Origin of the sequence: Plantactinospora veratri (assembly GCF_036421995.1) — a bacterium.
Lineage (GTDB): Bacteria > Actinomycetota > Actinomycetes > Mycobacteriales > Micromonosporaceae > Plantactinospora > Plantactinospora veratri.
In genome coordinates this window covers 164,185-180,019 of sequence record NZ_JAZGQL010000028.1, presented here as the reverse complement: position 1 = coordinate 180,019, position 15,835 = coordinate 164,185, and the positions used below count along the sequence as shown (strand labels likewise).

Below are 15,835 nucleotides of genomic sequence, written 5' to 3'. Positions count from 1 at the left end.
CCGCTCCTTCCGGGGATCCGGGGTCGGGGCGGGGAGGTGGACCGCGCCGACCTCCCCGCCGTACCGATCATCGGTGCCACCGGGTCAGGCGGCGACCACCCGGATCTCGAACAGGCCGACGGAGGCCTGCGATCCCTGTAGTACGACCCGCAGCCGGCTGGTGTTCACCCCGGTGAAGGTGACCCGGTTGTACTGGTTCACGGCGGTCGGATAGCCGCTCGCGCCGGGTACGTCCAGGTAGGTGCTGCCGTTCCAGTACTGCACCCGCCAGCCGCCTGGCGTGCGGACCCCGCCGTTGTCGTCGAAGAAGTAGACCTCGGCGGCGGAGAGGGTCTGTGCCTGCGGCCAGGCCAGTTCGACCCACTGTTCACCCTGCTCGGGCCAGGTTCCCCGTCGGCGGATCGGGGTTCGGTCCCGGGCCGCCGCCGGTGCCGCGGATCAGGAAGAGGTTGTCGGCGACGTTGAAGTACTGGGCCAGGTAACTGCCGGCCGGCGGGTTCGTGTGGTAGTAGTCGTCGTGGTTGCAGTCCAGGCGCTGGTCGAGGGCACGGTCCGCGCACCTGGTCTGGATCACCGTGCTCGCGTTGTCCTTGTAGCACATCACGTCCCACTCGTCGACGCAGTGGGCGTACCCGGAGGCGTTCGGCGCGTTGTTGTTCACGGCGCCCAGGGTGTGGGCGAGTTCGTGCGCCGCGACGCCCGCGCTCCAGCAGCCGTTGTCCATCCGGGCGTACTCCGGTCCGGAGTTCGACCGGTTGGCGTCGCTCTTGCGGGTGTCGCCGGCGAACCCGCCCAGTCCACAAAAGACCCGGGCGTCGACGAACTGTAGATACTTGCGGTCGGTACGGGTGTAGCCGGCCGCCTTGACCGCGTTGAGCAGCGGTGCCCAGTCGTTGGCGTTCAGCGCGGCGTCGGGGATCTGCACGTCCCGGACGACGGGCCGGCACGCGCCACCGACGGATTCGGTGACGTACCGGACGTGCCGTTCACCGCCGGTGGCCCGGGCGCTCTCGTTGAAGATCACGTCGACCGCCTCGGCGAGTTGCCGGAAGGTCTCCAGGTACTGGTTGTAGCGGCTGGTGCTGCCGCGCACGTAGAGCACCTCGACGCGGCGACCGGAGACCCCGTCGCCTTCGCAGACGGCGAGAGGCTGGGCGCCCGCCTCGGTCCGGCTGGCCGGCAGCGGTGCGACCGGTCGCTTGACGGAGAGGCCGGCGGGTGCCGGATCCGGTCCGTGGGTGCACATCGGCGGTTCGACGCCGATCACCCGGAACAGGCCGGCGCACGGACCGGACCGGTCGGCGGCCAGTCCGGAGTAGACCAGCCCACGGTCGACGTCGTCGGCCGGTACGGCGGGCGGGGCGTCGGCGGCCGGCCGGTCCGGGACCGGTGTGGTCAGCGCGCCTGCCTGTGCGGACCCTCCGAGGGTCGCCATCGCCATGACGGCCGCCAGGCCGACCGCGACGACTGCCTCTCGTCGGCGCCCCGAGGCTGCGGGTGGTGCTGACATGATGCTCCTTCCGACGGTATGGATCTCGTCAGCCGGTGGGCGCCGACAAGGCGACAGAATCAGGTATCTCGATCTATCGATAAAAACGTTTTCGGCACGGTAGGCGGTCTTCTCCGACGCCGTCAAGAGCACGTACTGTTACCGACCCCGACGCCTCTCCGGCCGGGGCGCAGGAACCGACCTGCGGCGCAACGGGCGAAGGTCTCGCGTGGCGCAGGTCAACGCGGTCGCGACCGGAGGGCGTGCTGCCGGCGACGCCATTCAGATGCTGAAAACCTTTTCGGATGCCGCTCGCCGCGATCGGGTCCGGGGTGGACGCGGTGCGGTGGCCGACCGCCAGGCCGCCAGGCGTCCGAGGGCGGCGGCCCGGTCACGGGCCGGCTCGTGCCGCCGGGCCAGTTCGCGGCCGAACAGCCGGAGCAGCTCGTGCAGCCGGAACTGGCCGGGACCAGCCGCGGAGAGCAGGCTCGCGTCCATCAACTCGCGCAGCTCCTCGGCCACCGCCGCCACGGGCCGGTCCAGCAGCGCCGCCGCGGCCTCCAGCTCCAGCAGCACCTCGGGCGCGAGCGAGAGGAGCCGGAACGTCCGGGCCACGGTGGCCGGCAACCGCGCGACGCCCGAGCCGAGCGCCGCACGCAGGTCCAGGTCGCCGACGCGCAGTTCGGCCAGGCGGCGACGCGGATCGGCGAGGCGGCGCCCCAGGTCGGTAGGGGTGCCGAAGGCATCGGTCGTCAGGCGGAGGGCGGCGATCCGCAGCGCCAGCGGCAGGTGGCCGCAGGCCGACACGATGTCCAGCGCGGCGTCCCGGTCCCGGTGGGCGTGCCCCGGAGCAACCGCGGCGAGCAGGTCGAGCGCCTCCTGGGTCGGCAGCGTGCCCAGTTCGACCCGTCGGGCACCCTCCAGGCTGACGAGCCGGTTCCGGGAGGTGACGAGTACCTGGCTGTCGCCGCGACCGGGCAGCAGCGGGCGCACCTGGGCGGCGTCCCGGGCGTCGTCGAGCACGAGCAGCATCCGCCGGTCCGCCAGTACGCTGCGCAGCATCGCCGCGGCGCTCTCGTCGTCGCCCGGCACGCGGCCCTCGGCCACCCCGAGCCCGTGCAGGAAGCGGGTGAGCAGCTCGCCGGTCCCGGCCGGCCGGTTCGACCTGCCGAGCAGGTCGGCGTAGAGCTGCCCGTCCGGGAAGGCGGACGCCAACCGCTCCGCCACGATCAGGGCGAGCGCGGTCTTCCCCACTCCGGCCGGCCCGGTGATGCCGCAGACCGACGCCGTCGGCCCGGCCACCCCCTCCGGCGGTGGCGTGAGGAACTCGCGCAGCCGTCGCAGTTCGTTGGCCCGCCCGGTGAAGTCGGCCACCGGTGCCGGGGTCTGGCTCGGCACCGGTACGACCGGACGAAGCTCGATCCAGCTCGACGTCCGCCGCGCCCGGGTCCACTCCTGCCGGAGCAGTCGACGGTGGTAGTGCCGCAGCTCGGCCCCGGGGTCCGCGCCGAGCTGGTCGGCGAGGCGGCGGACGATCCGGTCGTACGCGGCGTACGCCTCGCCCTGCCGGCCGGTCGCGCCGAGGGCGAGGACGAGACGGGCGTGCACCTGCTCGTCGAGCGGGCGACGTTCGGCGAGCGGCCGGAGTACGACGACCACCGGGGCGTAGTCGCCGCACTCGTCGAGCAGGTCGGCGTAGCGCAGAGCCGCCTCGGTCAGCCGCGCGTTCAGCGACGCGACGACGGGATGCCCGGTCAGCATCTCCACGTCGCCGAGCGGCTCGTCCCGCCACAGCGCCAGCGCGTCGGAGAGTCGAGCCGCCGCCTCGACCGGATCCCGCGCCTGCGTGGCCTCCCGGACGAGCCGCTGGAAGCGGCGCAGGTCGAGTTGGTCGTCGTCGAGGTCGAGCCGGTAGCCACCGGGCACGTGCGCCAGCACGGTGGCGGCGTACCTGCCCTCCCGGGCCGGCTCCAGGAACCGGCGTAGCCGGGCGACGTAGGTGTGCAGCAGGTTGACGGCGGACTCCGGATGCTCGCCGTCCCAGAGCACCCTGAGCAGGTCGGCCCGGCGGACGGTGCTGCCCGGCGAGACGGCAAGCCTGGCGAGCAGGGCGCGTTGGCGTACCGAGGTGAGGTCGACGGGAACCGTTCCGTGTCGTACCTGCAAGGGCCCCAGGATGGAGATCACCGGGCGGTCACCGGTTGACGGCCGGTTCGCCGCGCGAGCCCGTCCGGGCACCGCGGTCGCGGCCTGCCGCAGGGCCGTCGCCGGCTGCGGTCCCAGCTCCAGCGCGGCGGTGAGCCGGGCCACCGAACGCGGGCTCGGGCGCAGGGTACGTCGCTGTTCCAGGTCCCGCACCGCCGTCGCACTCAGACCGGACCGGTGCGCCAGTTCCCGCTGGGTCAACCCGGCCGTCTCCCGGTACTGCCGGAGCAGCTCGGCAAAGCCGGTTCCGGGACCGTGTACGCCCTCGTCCATCCCGTCCACCCCTCGCCGGTTCCCCGATGGCACAGCGCCGAGACCGTCGAGCAGCACGGGCAGGGCGACGATCGACACACGCTCGCCGACGCGAACCGGTCGACCCATCCAAGCCCGACGATCGATGCCGGGCCAGGACGTCCGACCGGACGTTCCACCTGACGTTGCACCGGACGTTCGGCTACCCTCCGGGCATCGGGGTAAGCAGACGGACACGGGGAGGTCTGCGACTTTGGTGGAGAGGTTCGCCGTGCTGCTCCGTGGGCACCGGCTCGACCGTCTGCTCAGTCAGGAGGAACTCGCCGAACGGGCCGGGATCAGTTCCCGCTCCGTGGGTGAGATGGAACGCGACCGGGGACGCGGCCCGCGACCGCGCACCGTCGAGCAGTTGGCGACGGCGCTGGAGCTGACCGGGAACGCCCGGGAGGAGTTCGTCGCCGCCGGACGCGCGCTCTTCTGGGCCAACCGGCCAGGCCGGTCCGCCGGGCAGAGCCGTCCGGAACTGGCGCTGCCGGCGGTCGCCGTGCCCCGGCAACTGCCCGCGGACCTCTCCGACTTCGTCGGCCGCGACGACGAGGTCGCCCTGCTCGACCGGGTCCTCGACACCGCCACCGGGTGTCCGGGACTGGCCGTCGTCTCCGGACCGTCGGGGGTGGGAAAGACGGCGTTGGCCGTGCACGCGGGACACCGGTTCGCCGCCCGGTTCCCGGACGGACAGCTGTACGCGGTGCTGCGCGACGCCGCCGGCCAACCGGTGGATCCGGCCGAGGTACTGGCGCACCTGCTGCGGGTACTCGGTGCGGACGGTTCGACGCTGCCGGCCGGGGTGCAGGCGCGGGCGGGACTGTTCCGCACCCGGCTGGCCGGGCGACGGGTGCTGCTCCTCCTCGACGACGCCCACGGCCACCGGCAGGTGGAGCCCTTCCTGGCCCCGGAGGGCACCGCGGTCGTGGTGACCAGCCGCCTCCCGCTCACCGGGCTGCCCGGGGTGACCACCGTGGATCTGCGGCCGCTGCCCACCGCCGCCGCGGTCGACCTGCTGTGCCGGGTGGCCGGCGCGGAGCGGGTACGGACCGAGCCGGCCGCCGCCACCGAGATCGTCACCGCGTGTGGCGGGCTGCCGCTGGCGGTCCGGGTCGCCGGTGCCCGACTCGCCGCGCGACCGCACTGGACGGTGGGTACCCTCAGCAAGCGGCTGGCCGACGAGCGGCGCCGGCTCGACGAACTCTGCTACGGCGACCTTGCCGTACGCCCGGGGCTGCAACTCGCCTATCGTGGCCTGAGCCCCGCCGCAGCCCGGGGGTTCGCGCTGCTCGGTGCGCTGGACGTGCCCACCTTCCCGGGCTGGCCGGTGGCGACGTTGCTGGGTTGCGAGTCGGACGGCGGCGCCGCCGTCCTCGACGAGATGCTCGACGCGCGGTTGCTGGACGCCCTCGGCCCGGACCGGGCCGGCCAGCCCCGTTACCGGTTCCACGAGGTGACCCGGCTCTTCGCCCGGGAGCGTCAGCGGGCGGAGATCAGCGCCACCGACTGGACCGCCGCGCTGGAACGGACCGCCTCCGGCTGGCTGGCTCTGGCCCGGCGGGCGGGCGAGCGGCTGCATTGTGAGCGTTTCCACCTCGACGACGGGAGCCATCCGGCGGTCGCCGCCGCCGACCCCCGGGTGCTCTCCGTCGCCACCGACCGGCCCGTCGAGTGGTTCGAAGCCGAACGGGAGGCGCTGGCCGCGCTGGTGCCGGCCTGCGCCGACATCGGCCTGGCCACGGTCGCCCGGGCCCTGGCGGGGAGCAGTGCCGACTTCTACGAGCTGCGCGGCTACTACGACGACTGGCACCGGGTCATGCGCGCCGCGCTGGAGGGCTGCCGCCGGACCGGGGACCGGGTCGGTGCGGCGACGCTGCTGCGCGGGCTCGGCAGCTGCCAGGTCGAGCTCGACGTGGACGCGGCGCTGTCGACGCTGCGGACCGCACGGGCACTGGCGGAGGAGCTCGGCGACGAGGTCGGGGCGACGATGGCGCGCAAGGAACTCGGCTACGCGCTCGCCCTGACCGGTCAACTCCCCGAGGCGGAGATCGAGCTGCGGGCCGCCGCCGAGGCGCTGAGACGCATCGGCCGGAGCCTGGTCGAGGCCCGCGCCCTCACCAGCCTCGGGTTCGTGCTGCGACAGCGGGGCGACACCGACGAGGCGGTGCGGGTGATCCGTGCCGCGATCGCCATCGCCCGGTCGCGCCAGGACCCGTTCACCCAGGCGTACGGCCTGCGGGGTCTGGCCGGTGCGCTGTTGGCCAAGGGTCGCGACGGCGACGCCGAGCGGGCAGCCCGGAAGGCCGCCGAACTCTTCGCGCGGATCGGTGATCCGATCGGTACCGCCCAGAGCCTGCGGGCGTTGGGCGAGTCGCTCGCGGGCGATCCCGAACGCGCGGCCGAGGCCGAGGAGGCACTCTCCACCGCGGCGGTCGTCTTCCGGGACCGGGGCAACGACTGGGGGCTGGCGCTGACGGAGTTGAGCCTCGGCGAGGTCGAGCTGCGGCGTGGCACCGACGGGGCCGTCGAGCGTCTGGAGCGGTCCCTGCGTTACTGGACCGAGGAGCAGGTGCCGGCACTTCAGGCACGGGCGCTCGTGGCGCTCGCCGACGCGGCGGAACGCAACGGCGACCCGGCGGCGGGGGAGCTGCTGATCGAGGCCTACCGGCTCTACCGGAAGCTCGGCGTACCGCAGGCCGCCGAACTCGCGCAGCGGCTCGGGATCGGCCTGCCGGTGGACGTACCGCGGTAGGTGCCGGCGGCGAGCTGACCGGCGGGAGCCGCGCCGGTACCGGTGGGTACCGGCGGTGAGCCGTCAGTCACCGTCCAGCGATCTCCACGAGCCTCTGTAGCACCGGCCGGTCCATCCGTGACCGGTCTTCACCGGAGGTTCGATCGAAATGGAACGTTTTCTGTGAACGGGACAGTGCCGCGAGTGCGCCGGATCGGCGTACTGCTGACCATGGCCGGGGTGACGCTGGGCATCGCCGCCCCGGCGGCCGCCGCGGCCGGCCCGGTGCCGGATCCGGCACTACCGCCCGCGCTGGCACCGATGAGCGCGGCGTACACGACGGTCGCCTGTGACCCGGGTGGCCCGACCGCGAACGACGCTGCCCTGGCAACCCAGCTCAACTCGCAGTTGAAGTCGGACATGAAGGGCTACATGAGCGCCTACCGGGTCTCCTGCGCCCGGGAGGTCGTCGAGGCGGTGCAGGCGCGGGGGCTCGCCTCCCGGGCCGGGGTGATCGCGATCGCCACCGTGATCGTGGAGACCCACCTGCAGAACATCAGCGAGGAGGTCGACCACGACAGCCTCGGCCTGTTCCAGCAGCGCGCCTCGTGGGGTACCCGCGCGCAGCGGCTCAACCCCACGTGGGCCACGGACGCCTTCCTCAACAAGATGATCCGGCTCTATCCGAACAACTCCTGGGCCAGCGCACCCGTCGGCGAGGTCTGCCAGGCCGTGCAGGTCTCGGCCTATCCGGACAAGTACCAGGTCCAGGCGGCGGACGCGCAGATCATCGTCAACGCGCTCTGGAACCCGCCCTCGGCGTCGTACGCGCTCTCCGGCGACTGGTTCGGCACGGGCCAGTCCACCCCGGCGGTGGTGCTCCGGGACGGTGCGGTCTGGCAGTGGCACATCAAGCGGTCGCAGTCCGGCGGCGTGTCGGACCTGAGCTTCCGGTACGGCGACGCCCACATGGTCCCGGTGGCCGGCGACTGGGACGGCGACGGCGACTGGACACCGGGCGTGGTGGCCAACGAGAACAACTCCCGCCGGTGGTACCTGAAGAACTCGCTGGCCGGAGGGGTCTCGGACGTCGACTTCCTCTACGGCGGCAAGGACAGCGTCCCGGTGGTCGGCGACTGGGACGGCACCGGCACGTACACCCCGGGCGTGGTGTCGAAGGACGGCGGGGCCTGGAAGTGGGAGCTGCGCAACGCCAACAGCGGCGGCGGCGTCAGCCACACCCTGCGGTACGGCAACGCGAACACCTGGCCGGTGACCGGCGACTGGGACGGCGACGGGCTCTGGACGCCGGCCGTGGTGGACGACACCGACGGCCCGCGCCGCTGGTACCTGAAGAACGACCTGGACGGCGACGGCCTGGCCGACGTGCAGTTCAACTACGGCAGCGGCGGCACGTACCCGGTACCGGGCAACTGGAACGCGACGACCCCGGCGACCGAGCCCGCGATCGTGCAGAACTTCGAGAACCGGGTGTGGCGCTGGCACCTGAAGGACTCCGTCAGCGGTGGTGTCGCGGACAGGTACTTCGACTACGGCGACGACGCTCCCTACCCGTACCCCTTCTGACCCGGATCGCGCTCTCACCACCCCTGGAAGGAACCTGATGCGACACTCGATACGCAAGCTCGTGCCCGTCCGGAAGCCAAGACCGTCGACCGCGGGGCGCTGGGCGGCCGCGATCGTCTCGACGGTGCTCGTGGTGGGCGTCGTCGGCTCGCCCGCCCCGGCCAACGCCGCCGCCAACCCTAACCCGGCCAGGATAAGCGAGGCCTCCTGGTGGCTGATGCAGGAACTGCTGAAGCTCCAGTCCGGGTCGCAGAACGGCGGGATCTACGCCAACAAGTCCGGCTACCACAACACCCGCGCGGCCAACGACCCGAACAACTACTCGGTGCGGGACACCGAGGACAAGGGCGGTCCGTCGGACAAGGCGGCCGCCTACGACTGGACCTTCCCGGAGGCCCAGAGCTTCGCCCTGGCACCTGGCGAGGTGAACGCGGAACTGGATCTGCCGCATCCGACCACCGCGAACGCGGCGGCGGCGAACTACGGGAACATCGCCAGGTTCTCCAACCGTCTCCTCGCCGCCGGCAAGGACTCCAGGGACCCGCGCATGAACGGGTGGCGCGAGTTCTACGGCCAGGTCGACAACGACCGCGACGTGGAGGGCTGGGACTTCCGCTACGACGACGCGGTCTCCTCCGACTCCTCGCACCTGTGGCACATCCACCTGAGCGAGGACCGCGACAAGGTGACCAGCTTCGAGAACAAGGAGGCGCTGCTCAGCGTGCTCCGTGGCGAGACCGTGGAGCAGTGGCTGAACCGGAACGCGCCGGTGATGTACGCGCTGACCGGCGACTGGGACGGCAACGGCACCATGACGCCCGCCGTCGTGCTGCGCAGCGGTTCGGTGTGGCACTGGCACCTGAAGAACAGCGTCGCCGGCGGTACCAGTGACGTCGACTTCAAGTACGGCGACGCGGACATGGTGCCGCTGGCCGGCGACTGGGACGGCAACGGCACCTTCACCCCGGCGGTGGTGGACAACTTCCAGAACGTCCGGCGCTGGCACCTGCGCAACAGCAACACCACCGGCGTCGCGGACCTCTACTTCGACTACGGCGACAAGAACACGCTTCCGGTGACGGGCGACTGGGACGGCAACGGCACCTTCACCCCGGGAATCGTGGTCAACGAGTCGGGGGCCCGGCGGTGGCACCTGCGCAACAGCAACACCACCGGCGTCGGCGAGATCACCTTCAAGTACGGCAACGCCAACGCGCTGCCGGTGCCGGGGGACTGGGACGGCAACGGGACCTGGACGCCCGGGATCGTGGCCGACGACCCCACCGGGGGGCGGCACTGGTACCTGAAGAACTCGCTCACCGGCGGGACCGACGACGTCAACTTCAAGTACGGCAACCGGGGCAGCTATCCGGTGCCGGCGGACTGGGACGGCAACGGCACGGTCACTCCGGGGATCACCGAGAACTTCGAGAACCGGGTACGCCGCTGGTATGTCAAGCACACCCTGGCCGGCGGGGTCGGCGACGCGTACTTCGACTACGGTGACGACGCCCCGTACCCCTTCTGAGCAGGACCGCACGGTCGCGGCCCGGGGACCGGTCGGTCCCCGGGCCGCGGATCACACGTTTCCGCTCAGCCGGCGCGGGAGAGCGCGTCACGCGGCACCGCGAGGGTCACCACGCCCGGTTCGGCCTCGGAGACGCTCGCCACCTCCGGACCGCCGACGTAGGCGTCGGCGGTGGTCATGCCGTCGAGGTCGATCCGCAGGTAACCCGTGCTCATCAGCCGCTCCGCCTCCCCGGCCGGGGCGTCCGGGCGTACGTCGGTGCCGGGCTGCTGGACGGCCGACACCGTTCCGACGTGTTCGCCGGTGACGTCCAGCACGGACATTCCTGTGTTGACCTGGGCGATCGGCAGCGGTTCGGTGGGCATGCCGGGCGCTGCGGGCGTGTGCGGATGCATGCCCGTCTCCTTCCCGGGACCGCCGGTGGCGAAACGTGACCGGGTGTGCGGCGACACGGCCGCCGACCGCCGGCCGACGCAGCCCGTGGGCCCGCCGAGCGCGGACCTACCTGCGGCCGCCGCCGCAGGTCGACATCCGAGCCGGGCGGCGGCTCGGACCCGGCCGTGCCATGATGCATGGCGGACAGCCGGAGTGGCGGTCCTGACCCGGACGCCCACCAGGCCACCTGGACGATGACACACGAACAGCACCCGCCCCTCGAACCCGAGGATCAGCAGGCCGCCGTGCCCTCGGTCGCGGCTGACCGGTCCACCCCGACGACCGGCGGGCAGCCGGGCCGGTTCGACCGGCTGCGGCGGCACCGACGGTGGCTGTTCGCGCTCGTCGTGGTGGTGCTCCTCGCGCAGATGGCGGCCGCGATGGTGAGCACCGCGCTGCGCCAGACCCCCACCATCGACGAACCCGTCTACGTGGGCACGGCAATGGTCTACCTGCGGGAGCACAGCCTGCGGTACAACCCCGAGCATCCGCCGCTCGGAAAGCTGATCATCGGAGCCGGGCTGCTCTTCGCCGACGCGCGCTTCGACCCTGCCTTCCGAGGTACACAGGGGGAGGTCGGGCGCCATCTGCTCTACGAATCCGGCAACGATCCCGGACGGCTGATGTTGCTGGCGCGGTTGCCGATGATCCTGTTGACGCTGCTGTTCGGGCTGGTCGTCTACCTGTTCGCCGGTGAGCTCGTCGGCCGGGTGGGCGGATCGGTGGCGCTCGCGCTGTACGCGTTCTCGCCCGACGTCATCGCGCACGGCTCGTTGGCAACGCTCGACGTACCCGCGTCCGGGTTCCTGTTGACGTCGGTCTGGTTGCTGTGGCGGGCCCGCCGCCGACCGCTGCGCTACCTCCCACTCGCCGCGGTGGCACTCGGCGCGGCCCTGGCCACCAGGATGAGTGCGTTGGCGGCGGTGCCGGTGCTGCTCCTGCTGGTCGTCGTCTCCGTCTGGTACGCCGGCCGCCGCGGCAACCTCGGCGCGGGCGCGAAGGCCCGGCTGCTCGCGGTCGGCGCGGCGGCGTCGGTCGGCGTCGGGCTGGTCGCGATCGTCGTGGTGTGGGCCAGCTACCTCGCCGTCGATCCCCGGTTGGGTTGGGCGACGCCGGAGAACCTGCGTGCCTTCCACGGGCTGCGCGGGCTGGCCCTGGAGTGGCTGCCGTTCCCGCAGCCATACCGGGACGGGATGCGGATCCAGTTCCACATCGAGGACAAGACGCTCAGCGGCTTCCTGTTCGGCCGGCACTACCGGGGCTCGCGGTGGTATTACCTGCCGGCCGCGATGCTGGTGAAGACACCGCTCGGCGCGCTCGCGCTCTGGCTGGCCGGCACCGTGGCGCTGCTGCTGGTGCCCCGGCTTCGCGCCGTGGTGCCGTACGTGCTCGTCCCCCCGGCGGTGCTGCTGGTCGCGGCCATGACCGGATCCCGTGACTTCGGCGTCCGGTACGCCATCTTCATGCCGATGTTCCTGGCGGTCGCCGCCGCTGCCGTGGTCACCATCCGCTGGCGGTGGGGGCCGGCGGTGACCGGGGCGCTGGTGCTGTTCGTCGCGGTCAGTTCGCTGAACACCTACCCCTACTACCTGCCGTACTCCAACGAGGCGTTCGGCGGGCCGGCGAAGACGCACCTGCACCTGCACGACTCGAACGTCGACTGGGGACAGGACCTGGGACGGCTGGCCGACCGCCTCCGGCAGCGGTACCCGGGGGAGAAGGTCTGGCTGGTCTACAAGGGCAGCGGGGTGCCGTCCTACTACGGAATCGTCGCGGCCGACCCGCTCAAGGTGCCGCCGAGCGAGGTCCACGGGTTGCTCGTCGTGTCGAACAGCCGGGTCGCCAAGGCCAAACCCCCACTGTCCACGCTGATCGACAGCAGCAGGCCGATCGACGAGGTCGGGCACTCGATCACCATCTACCGTCGCCCGTGACCGGCAGACGTCGGCCGACCCGCCGGGGTCGTGGGGAGGTTCCAGAAATCGGCGTACCGGCCGCCACGGCGTAGCAGCCCGTCGTGGTCTCCCTCCGCCACGATCCGGCCGCCGTCCAGCAGGACGACCCGGTCGGCGCGGCGGACGGTCCGCAGCCGGTGTGCCACCATCAGCACCGTCCGGCCCGCCATCAGGCGTTCGATGCCCTCGTGCACGGCCGCCTCGTTCAGCGGGTCGAGCGCCGAGGTCACCTCGTCCAGCAGCACGATGGGCGCGTCCTTCAGCAGCGCCCGCGCGATCGAGACACGCTGCCGCTCACCACCGGAGAGGAGTGCACCGCCCTCGCCGACGTTCGTCGCCCACCCGCCGGGCAGTCGCTCGATCACGTCGTCCAGCCGCGCGGCGGTCGCCGCCGCCCGTACCTCGGCATCGCTCGCGTCGGGACGGCCGAGACGTACGTTCTCCTCGATCGTGCCGGCGAAGAGATAGACGTCCTGGAAGACGAAGGCGATCCGCGCCATCAGCAGGTCGCTGTCGATCGCGCGCACGTCCACCCCGCCCACCCGGACCGCCCCCGCGTGCACGTCGTAGAAGCGCGCGAGCAAGCGCAGCAGCGTCGTCTTGCCCGCACCGGACGGTCCGACCACGGCGAGCCGCTGGCCCTGTGGCACGGAAAGCGAGAGTTCGTCGATCACCGTACGGTCGCCGTGTCGGAACGAGACGGCCTCGAAGCGCAGGTCGTGGCCTTCCGGTCGGCTGGGCTGGCGAGGTTCCGGCAGCGGCTCGGTGCGCAGCAGCGTGTCGAGTCTGACCAGTTCGGCGCGCGCGCCGCGCAGTTGGCTGCCGATGTCCGACAGCGACAGCAGCGGATCCGCGCACCGGGCGGCGAGCACCAGGATCGTCAGGACCTCGGCCGTGCCGATGTGCCCACCCAGTGCGAGGTAGGCGCCGAGCACCAGCAACAGGGTGAACACCGCCTGCACCACGAGCGTCAGGCCCAGCACGCCGGGCAGTGCCGACCGGGTGGTACGGCGGGACGCGCGTTCGACCTCGCGCAACGCGTCGTCGAGCAGGCGGAACCGCTCGACGGTACGGCCGCCGGCCCGCAGTACCGGCTGCGCCTGCAGATACTCGATGACTCGCCCGGTCGCCTCGTGGTCGCGTTCGGCGCGCTCGGCGTCGGCGGCGGCCATCGCGCGTCCCGTCCAGAGCTGCACCGCTGCCACGACCGGTACCGCGACCAGCGCGGCCAGTCCCATCCGCCAGTCGAAGGCGAGCATCACGGCGACGATTGTCAGCGGCGTCACGCTGGCGGAGATCGACGGTGCCAGCAGATGCGCGATCACACCCATCGCCTGGAGGACGCCCCGGCTGGCCAGTACGGAGACCTCGCCGACCCGGGCGGCGCTGTACCAGCCGAGCGGCAGCCGGGCCAGGTGTGCACCGAGCCGGTGGTACGTGCTCCGCAACAGGGTGGTCGCGGCGCGGAAACCGGAGACGTCGCTGACGTAGCGCAGCACCGCGTAGCCGGCGACCACGGCACCGAACGCGATCAGCCAGGGCCACGCGGCGTCGGGCGTGTTCCCGAACAGGTTCCGCAGCACCGGGACCAGCAGTGCGTAGCAGAGACCCTCCAGCACCGCGGTCGCCGTCATCAACGCGACGGTGCGGCGTACCGGCCGGGCCTGCTCGCGGCCCAGCACGTGCAACAGCATTCGGATCATCGGGGCTCGCCTCCCAGCGGTACGCCAGCGTGCGGTCCGGGACCGTCGGCGAGCGCCGACCGGTGTGATCGCCAGTACGCGGCGAAGCGCCCGTCCCGGGCCAGTAGTTCGGCGGGGCTGCCGCGCTCGACGACCGACCCGTTCTCCAGCACCACGACGTTGTCGGCGTCGGCGATCGTCTCCAGGCGATGCGCGATCACCAGGATCGTCCGGCCACCCCGCAACGTGGCCAGGGCCCGGCGTACCGCCAGTTCGGTCTGCGGATCGGCGAAGGCGGTCGCCTCGTCGAATACCAGTACGGGAGCGTCGGCCAGTAGCGCCCGGGCGATCGAGATCCGCTGTGCCTCGCCACCGGAGAGTCCGGCCTCGTCGCCGACGACCGTCTCGTACCCGCGCGGCAGTTCCAGGATCCGCTGGTGGATGTTTGCCAGTTCGGCGGCGCGGACCACGTCGGCGAGGTCGGCTCGCGGTACCGCCAGCGCGATGTTCTCCGCGACCGACGCGCGCAGCAGGCGGACGTCCTGGAAGACGAAGGAGACCCTCCGGTAGAGCTCCCGGCTGCCGATGTCGCGCAGGTCGACGCCGCCCAGCCGGACCGAGCCGTGGGTCGGGTCGAAGAACCGGGGCAGCAGCTGGGCCAGCGTCGACTTCCCGCTTCCGGACGGCCCGACGATCGCGGTCACCGTACCGTTGTCGAGCACCAGGTCGATCCCGCGCAGTACCTCGTGGTCGGGGAGGTAGCCGAACCGGACGTCGCGCATCTCCACCTGGTGTCCACGCGGTGCGACCGGGTGCGCGGGTTCGGGTAACGGCGGCACCGCGAGCACGTCCCGGATCCGTCCGACCGCGCGCCGGGCAGCCTGCATGTCGTCGAAGCCGTGGCCGAGCGCCGCCACCGGAGCGGTCAGGCCGAGTCCGAGCAGCAGGAACGGCAACAGGTCCGCCGGGGCCATCGAACCGGTCGTGATCAGAGCCGCCCCGCCGATCAGTACGGCCAGCAGCACGAACGGTGGCGAGAGCGCGACCTGCATCCCGGCGGCGATCCCGGCGAGGCCGCGCACCATCCGGAGGAAGGAGTTGACGAAGTCGTCCACGGACGTCCGGAAGGCATGGTGGGCACGCCCGGTTCCGCCGAAGGCCTTGACCACGGAGATTCCCTGGACGAACTCGACGACGGAACTCGCGATCCGTCCCATGGCCGCGTCGAACTCCCGCTGCTCGCGGAGCCGGGTCGGGGTCATCATCAGCGGGACCAGCGCCACCGCCAGCAGCACCGGAACCAGCGTGACGAGGGTGAGCCGCCAGTCGACGGTGCACAGATAGACCAGCGACACCAGCGGCACCACGAAGGCGGAGACGAGTTCGCCGGGAGTGTGGGCGATGAACGGGTGCACGGCGGTCACGTCCTCGCCCACCACCTTCGCCAGCTCGCCGGTGCGGCGTCGGGAGAACCAGCCGATCGGTACCCGGCCGAGTCCTTCGGCGAGTTGCCGGCGGAAGGAGAGTTGCACCCGGCTGTCGACGGCATGCCCGACTCCGGAGGACGCCGCCGTGAAGAGCAGCCGGACGAAGAGGCCGACCACCCCCGCGAGGACGACGGTCCGGACATGTCCGTCGTCGACCGGGCCGGGGGACAACAGGGTACGGCCGAGCTCGACGACCGCCAGCAGCGGCGCGAGACCCGCGACGGCGCCGATGACCTGGAGGATCACCACGGCGGCGAAGCCGGCGAGATGCGGGCGCAGCAGCCCGGCCAGGCTCCGTCCCGGGGAGAGGTTCCTCTGCATGCCGTCGATCGTGGCGCCGACCAGGCACGTGTCGCTTCCGTCGACGGATGACGCCGGTTACGTAAACGCGCGTACGGCGCGGGGGAGCGGTTACGACGGCCGGCGTAGTCGGTGACGC

The 15,835-nt window shown here is 72.1% G+C and carries 9 protein-coding genes and 2 pseudogenes; 5 read left to right on the top strand and 6 right to left on the bottom strand.

The window, feature by feature from the left end; genetic code table 11:
- Positions 1–84: 84 nt before the first annotated feature.
- From V1634_RS28810 to V1634_RS28800, 3 genes are all read right to left on the bottom strand, one after another.
- Positions 85–264, bottom strand: coding sequence for a hypothetical protein (locus tag V1634_RS28810; protein ID WP_331210867.1), 180 nt, complete (start codon positions 262–264; stop codon positions 85–87).
- 103 nt (positions 265–367) lie between these two features.
- Positions 368–1,510 (bottom strand): hypothetical protein, encoded by a 1,143-nt coding sequence (locus V1634_RS28805; RefSeq protein ID WP_331210866.1) that lies wholly within the window; start codon positions 1,508–1,510, stop codon positions 368–370.
- A gap of 261 nt (positions 1,511–1,771) precedes the next feature.
- Entirely contained in the window at positions 1,772–3,967 is a 2,196-nt protein-coding gene (locus V1634_RS28800) for a BTAD domain-containing putative transcriptional regulator (RefSeq protein WP_331210865.1), read from the bottom strand.
- A gap of 235 nt (positions 3,968–4,202) precedes the next feature.
- Here V1634_RS28800 and V1634_RS28795 point away from each other — a divergent pair, with 235 nt between their 5' ends.
- The 4 genes and pseudogenes from V1634_RS28795 to V1634_RS35540 form a co-directional block, all read left to right on the top strand.
- Positions 4,203–6,743: an ATP-binding protein gene (locus V1634_RS28795; RefSeq protein WP_331210864.1), complete on the top strand. Its 2,541-nt coding sequence runs from the start codon at positions 4,203–4,205 to the stop codon at positions 6,741–6,743.
- A gap of 162 nt (positions 6,744–6,905) precedes the next feature.
- Positions 6,906–8,309, top strand: coding sequence for a hypothetical protein (locus tag V1634_RS28790; protein ID WP_331210863.1), 1,404 nt, complete (start codon positions 6,906–6,908; stop codon positions 8,307–8,309).
- Between the two features lie 157 nt (positions 8,310–8,466).
- Positions 8,467–8,707, top strand: a pseudogene (locus tag V1634_RS35545) (hypothetical protein); the annotation flags it as partial.
- An 89-nt stretch (positions 8,708–8,796) separates the two neighbouring features.
- Positions 8,797–9,060 (top strand): annotated as a pseudogene (locus V1634_RS35540) (hypothetical protein); the annotation flags it as partial.
- An 842-nt stretch (positions 9,061–9,902) separates the two neighbouring features.
- On the opposite strand, the gene V1634_RS28780 reads toward V1634_RS35540, so the two are convergent.
- Positions 9,903–10,232 (bottom strand): hypothetical protein, encoded by a 330-nt coding sequence (locus V1634_RS28780; RefSeq protein ID WP_331210862.1) that lies wholly within the window; start codon positions 10,230–10,232, stop codon positions 9,903–9,905.
- Between the two features lie 234 nt (positions 10,233–10,466).
- Between V1634_RS28780 and V1634_RS28775 the strand changes: the two genes are divergently transcribed.
- On the top strand, positions 10,467–12,206 hold the full coding sequence (locus V1634_RS28775; RefSeq protein ID WP_331210861.1) for an ArnT family glycosyltransferase: 1,740 nt from the start codon (positions 10,467–10,469) through the stop codon (positions 12,204–12,206).
- On the opposite strand, the gene V1634_RS28770 is transcribed toward V1634_RS28775, so the two are convergent.
- Together V1634_RS28770 and V1634_RS28765 are read right to left on the bottom strand one after the other, a co-directional pair.
- Entirely contained in the window at positions 12,191–13,930 is a 1,740-nt protein-coding gene (locus V1634_RS28770) for an ABC transporter ATP-binding protein (RefSeq protein ID WP_331210860.1), read from the bottom strand. The genes V1634_RS28775 and V1634_RS28770 overlap by 16 nt on opposite strands.
- Entirely contained in the window at positions 13,927–15,717 is a 1,791-nt protein-coding gene (locus tag V1634_RS28765) for an ABC transporter ATP-binding protein (protein ID WP_331210859.1), read from the bottom strand. Before V1634_RS28765 ends, V1634_RS28770 begins: the two co-directional genes overlap by 4 nt.
- Positions 15,718–15,835: the final 118 nt, after the last annotated feature.

Coding starts and splice junctions, on each gene's coding strand:
- V1634_RS28770 (WP_331210860.1), bottom strand. CDS start 13,930: ATGATCCGAATGCTGTTGCACGTGCTGGGCCGCGAGCAGGCCCGGCCG.
- V1634_RS28775 (WP_331210861.1), top strand. CDS start 10,467: ATGACACACGAACAGCACCCGCCCCTCGAACCCGAGGATCAGCAGGCC.
- V1634_RS28805 (WP_331210866.1), bottom strand. CDS start 1,510: ATGTCAGCACCACCCGCAGCCTCGGGGCGCCGACGAGAGGCAGTCGTC.
- V1634_RS28765 (WP_331210859.1), bottom strand. CDS start 15,717: ATGCAGAGGAACCTCTCCCCGGGACGGAGCCTGGCCGGGCTGCTGCGC.
- V1634_RS28780 (WP_331210862.1), bottom strand. CDS start 10,232: ATGCATCCGCACACGCCCGCAGCGCCCGGCATGCCCACCGAACCGCTG.
- V1634_RS28800 (WP_331210865.1), bottom strand. CDS start 3,967: ATGGACGAGGGCGTACACGGTCCCGGAACCGGCTTTGCCGAGCTGCTC.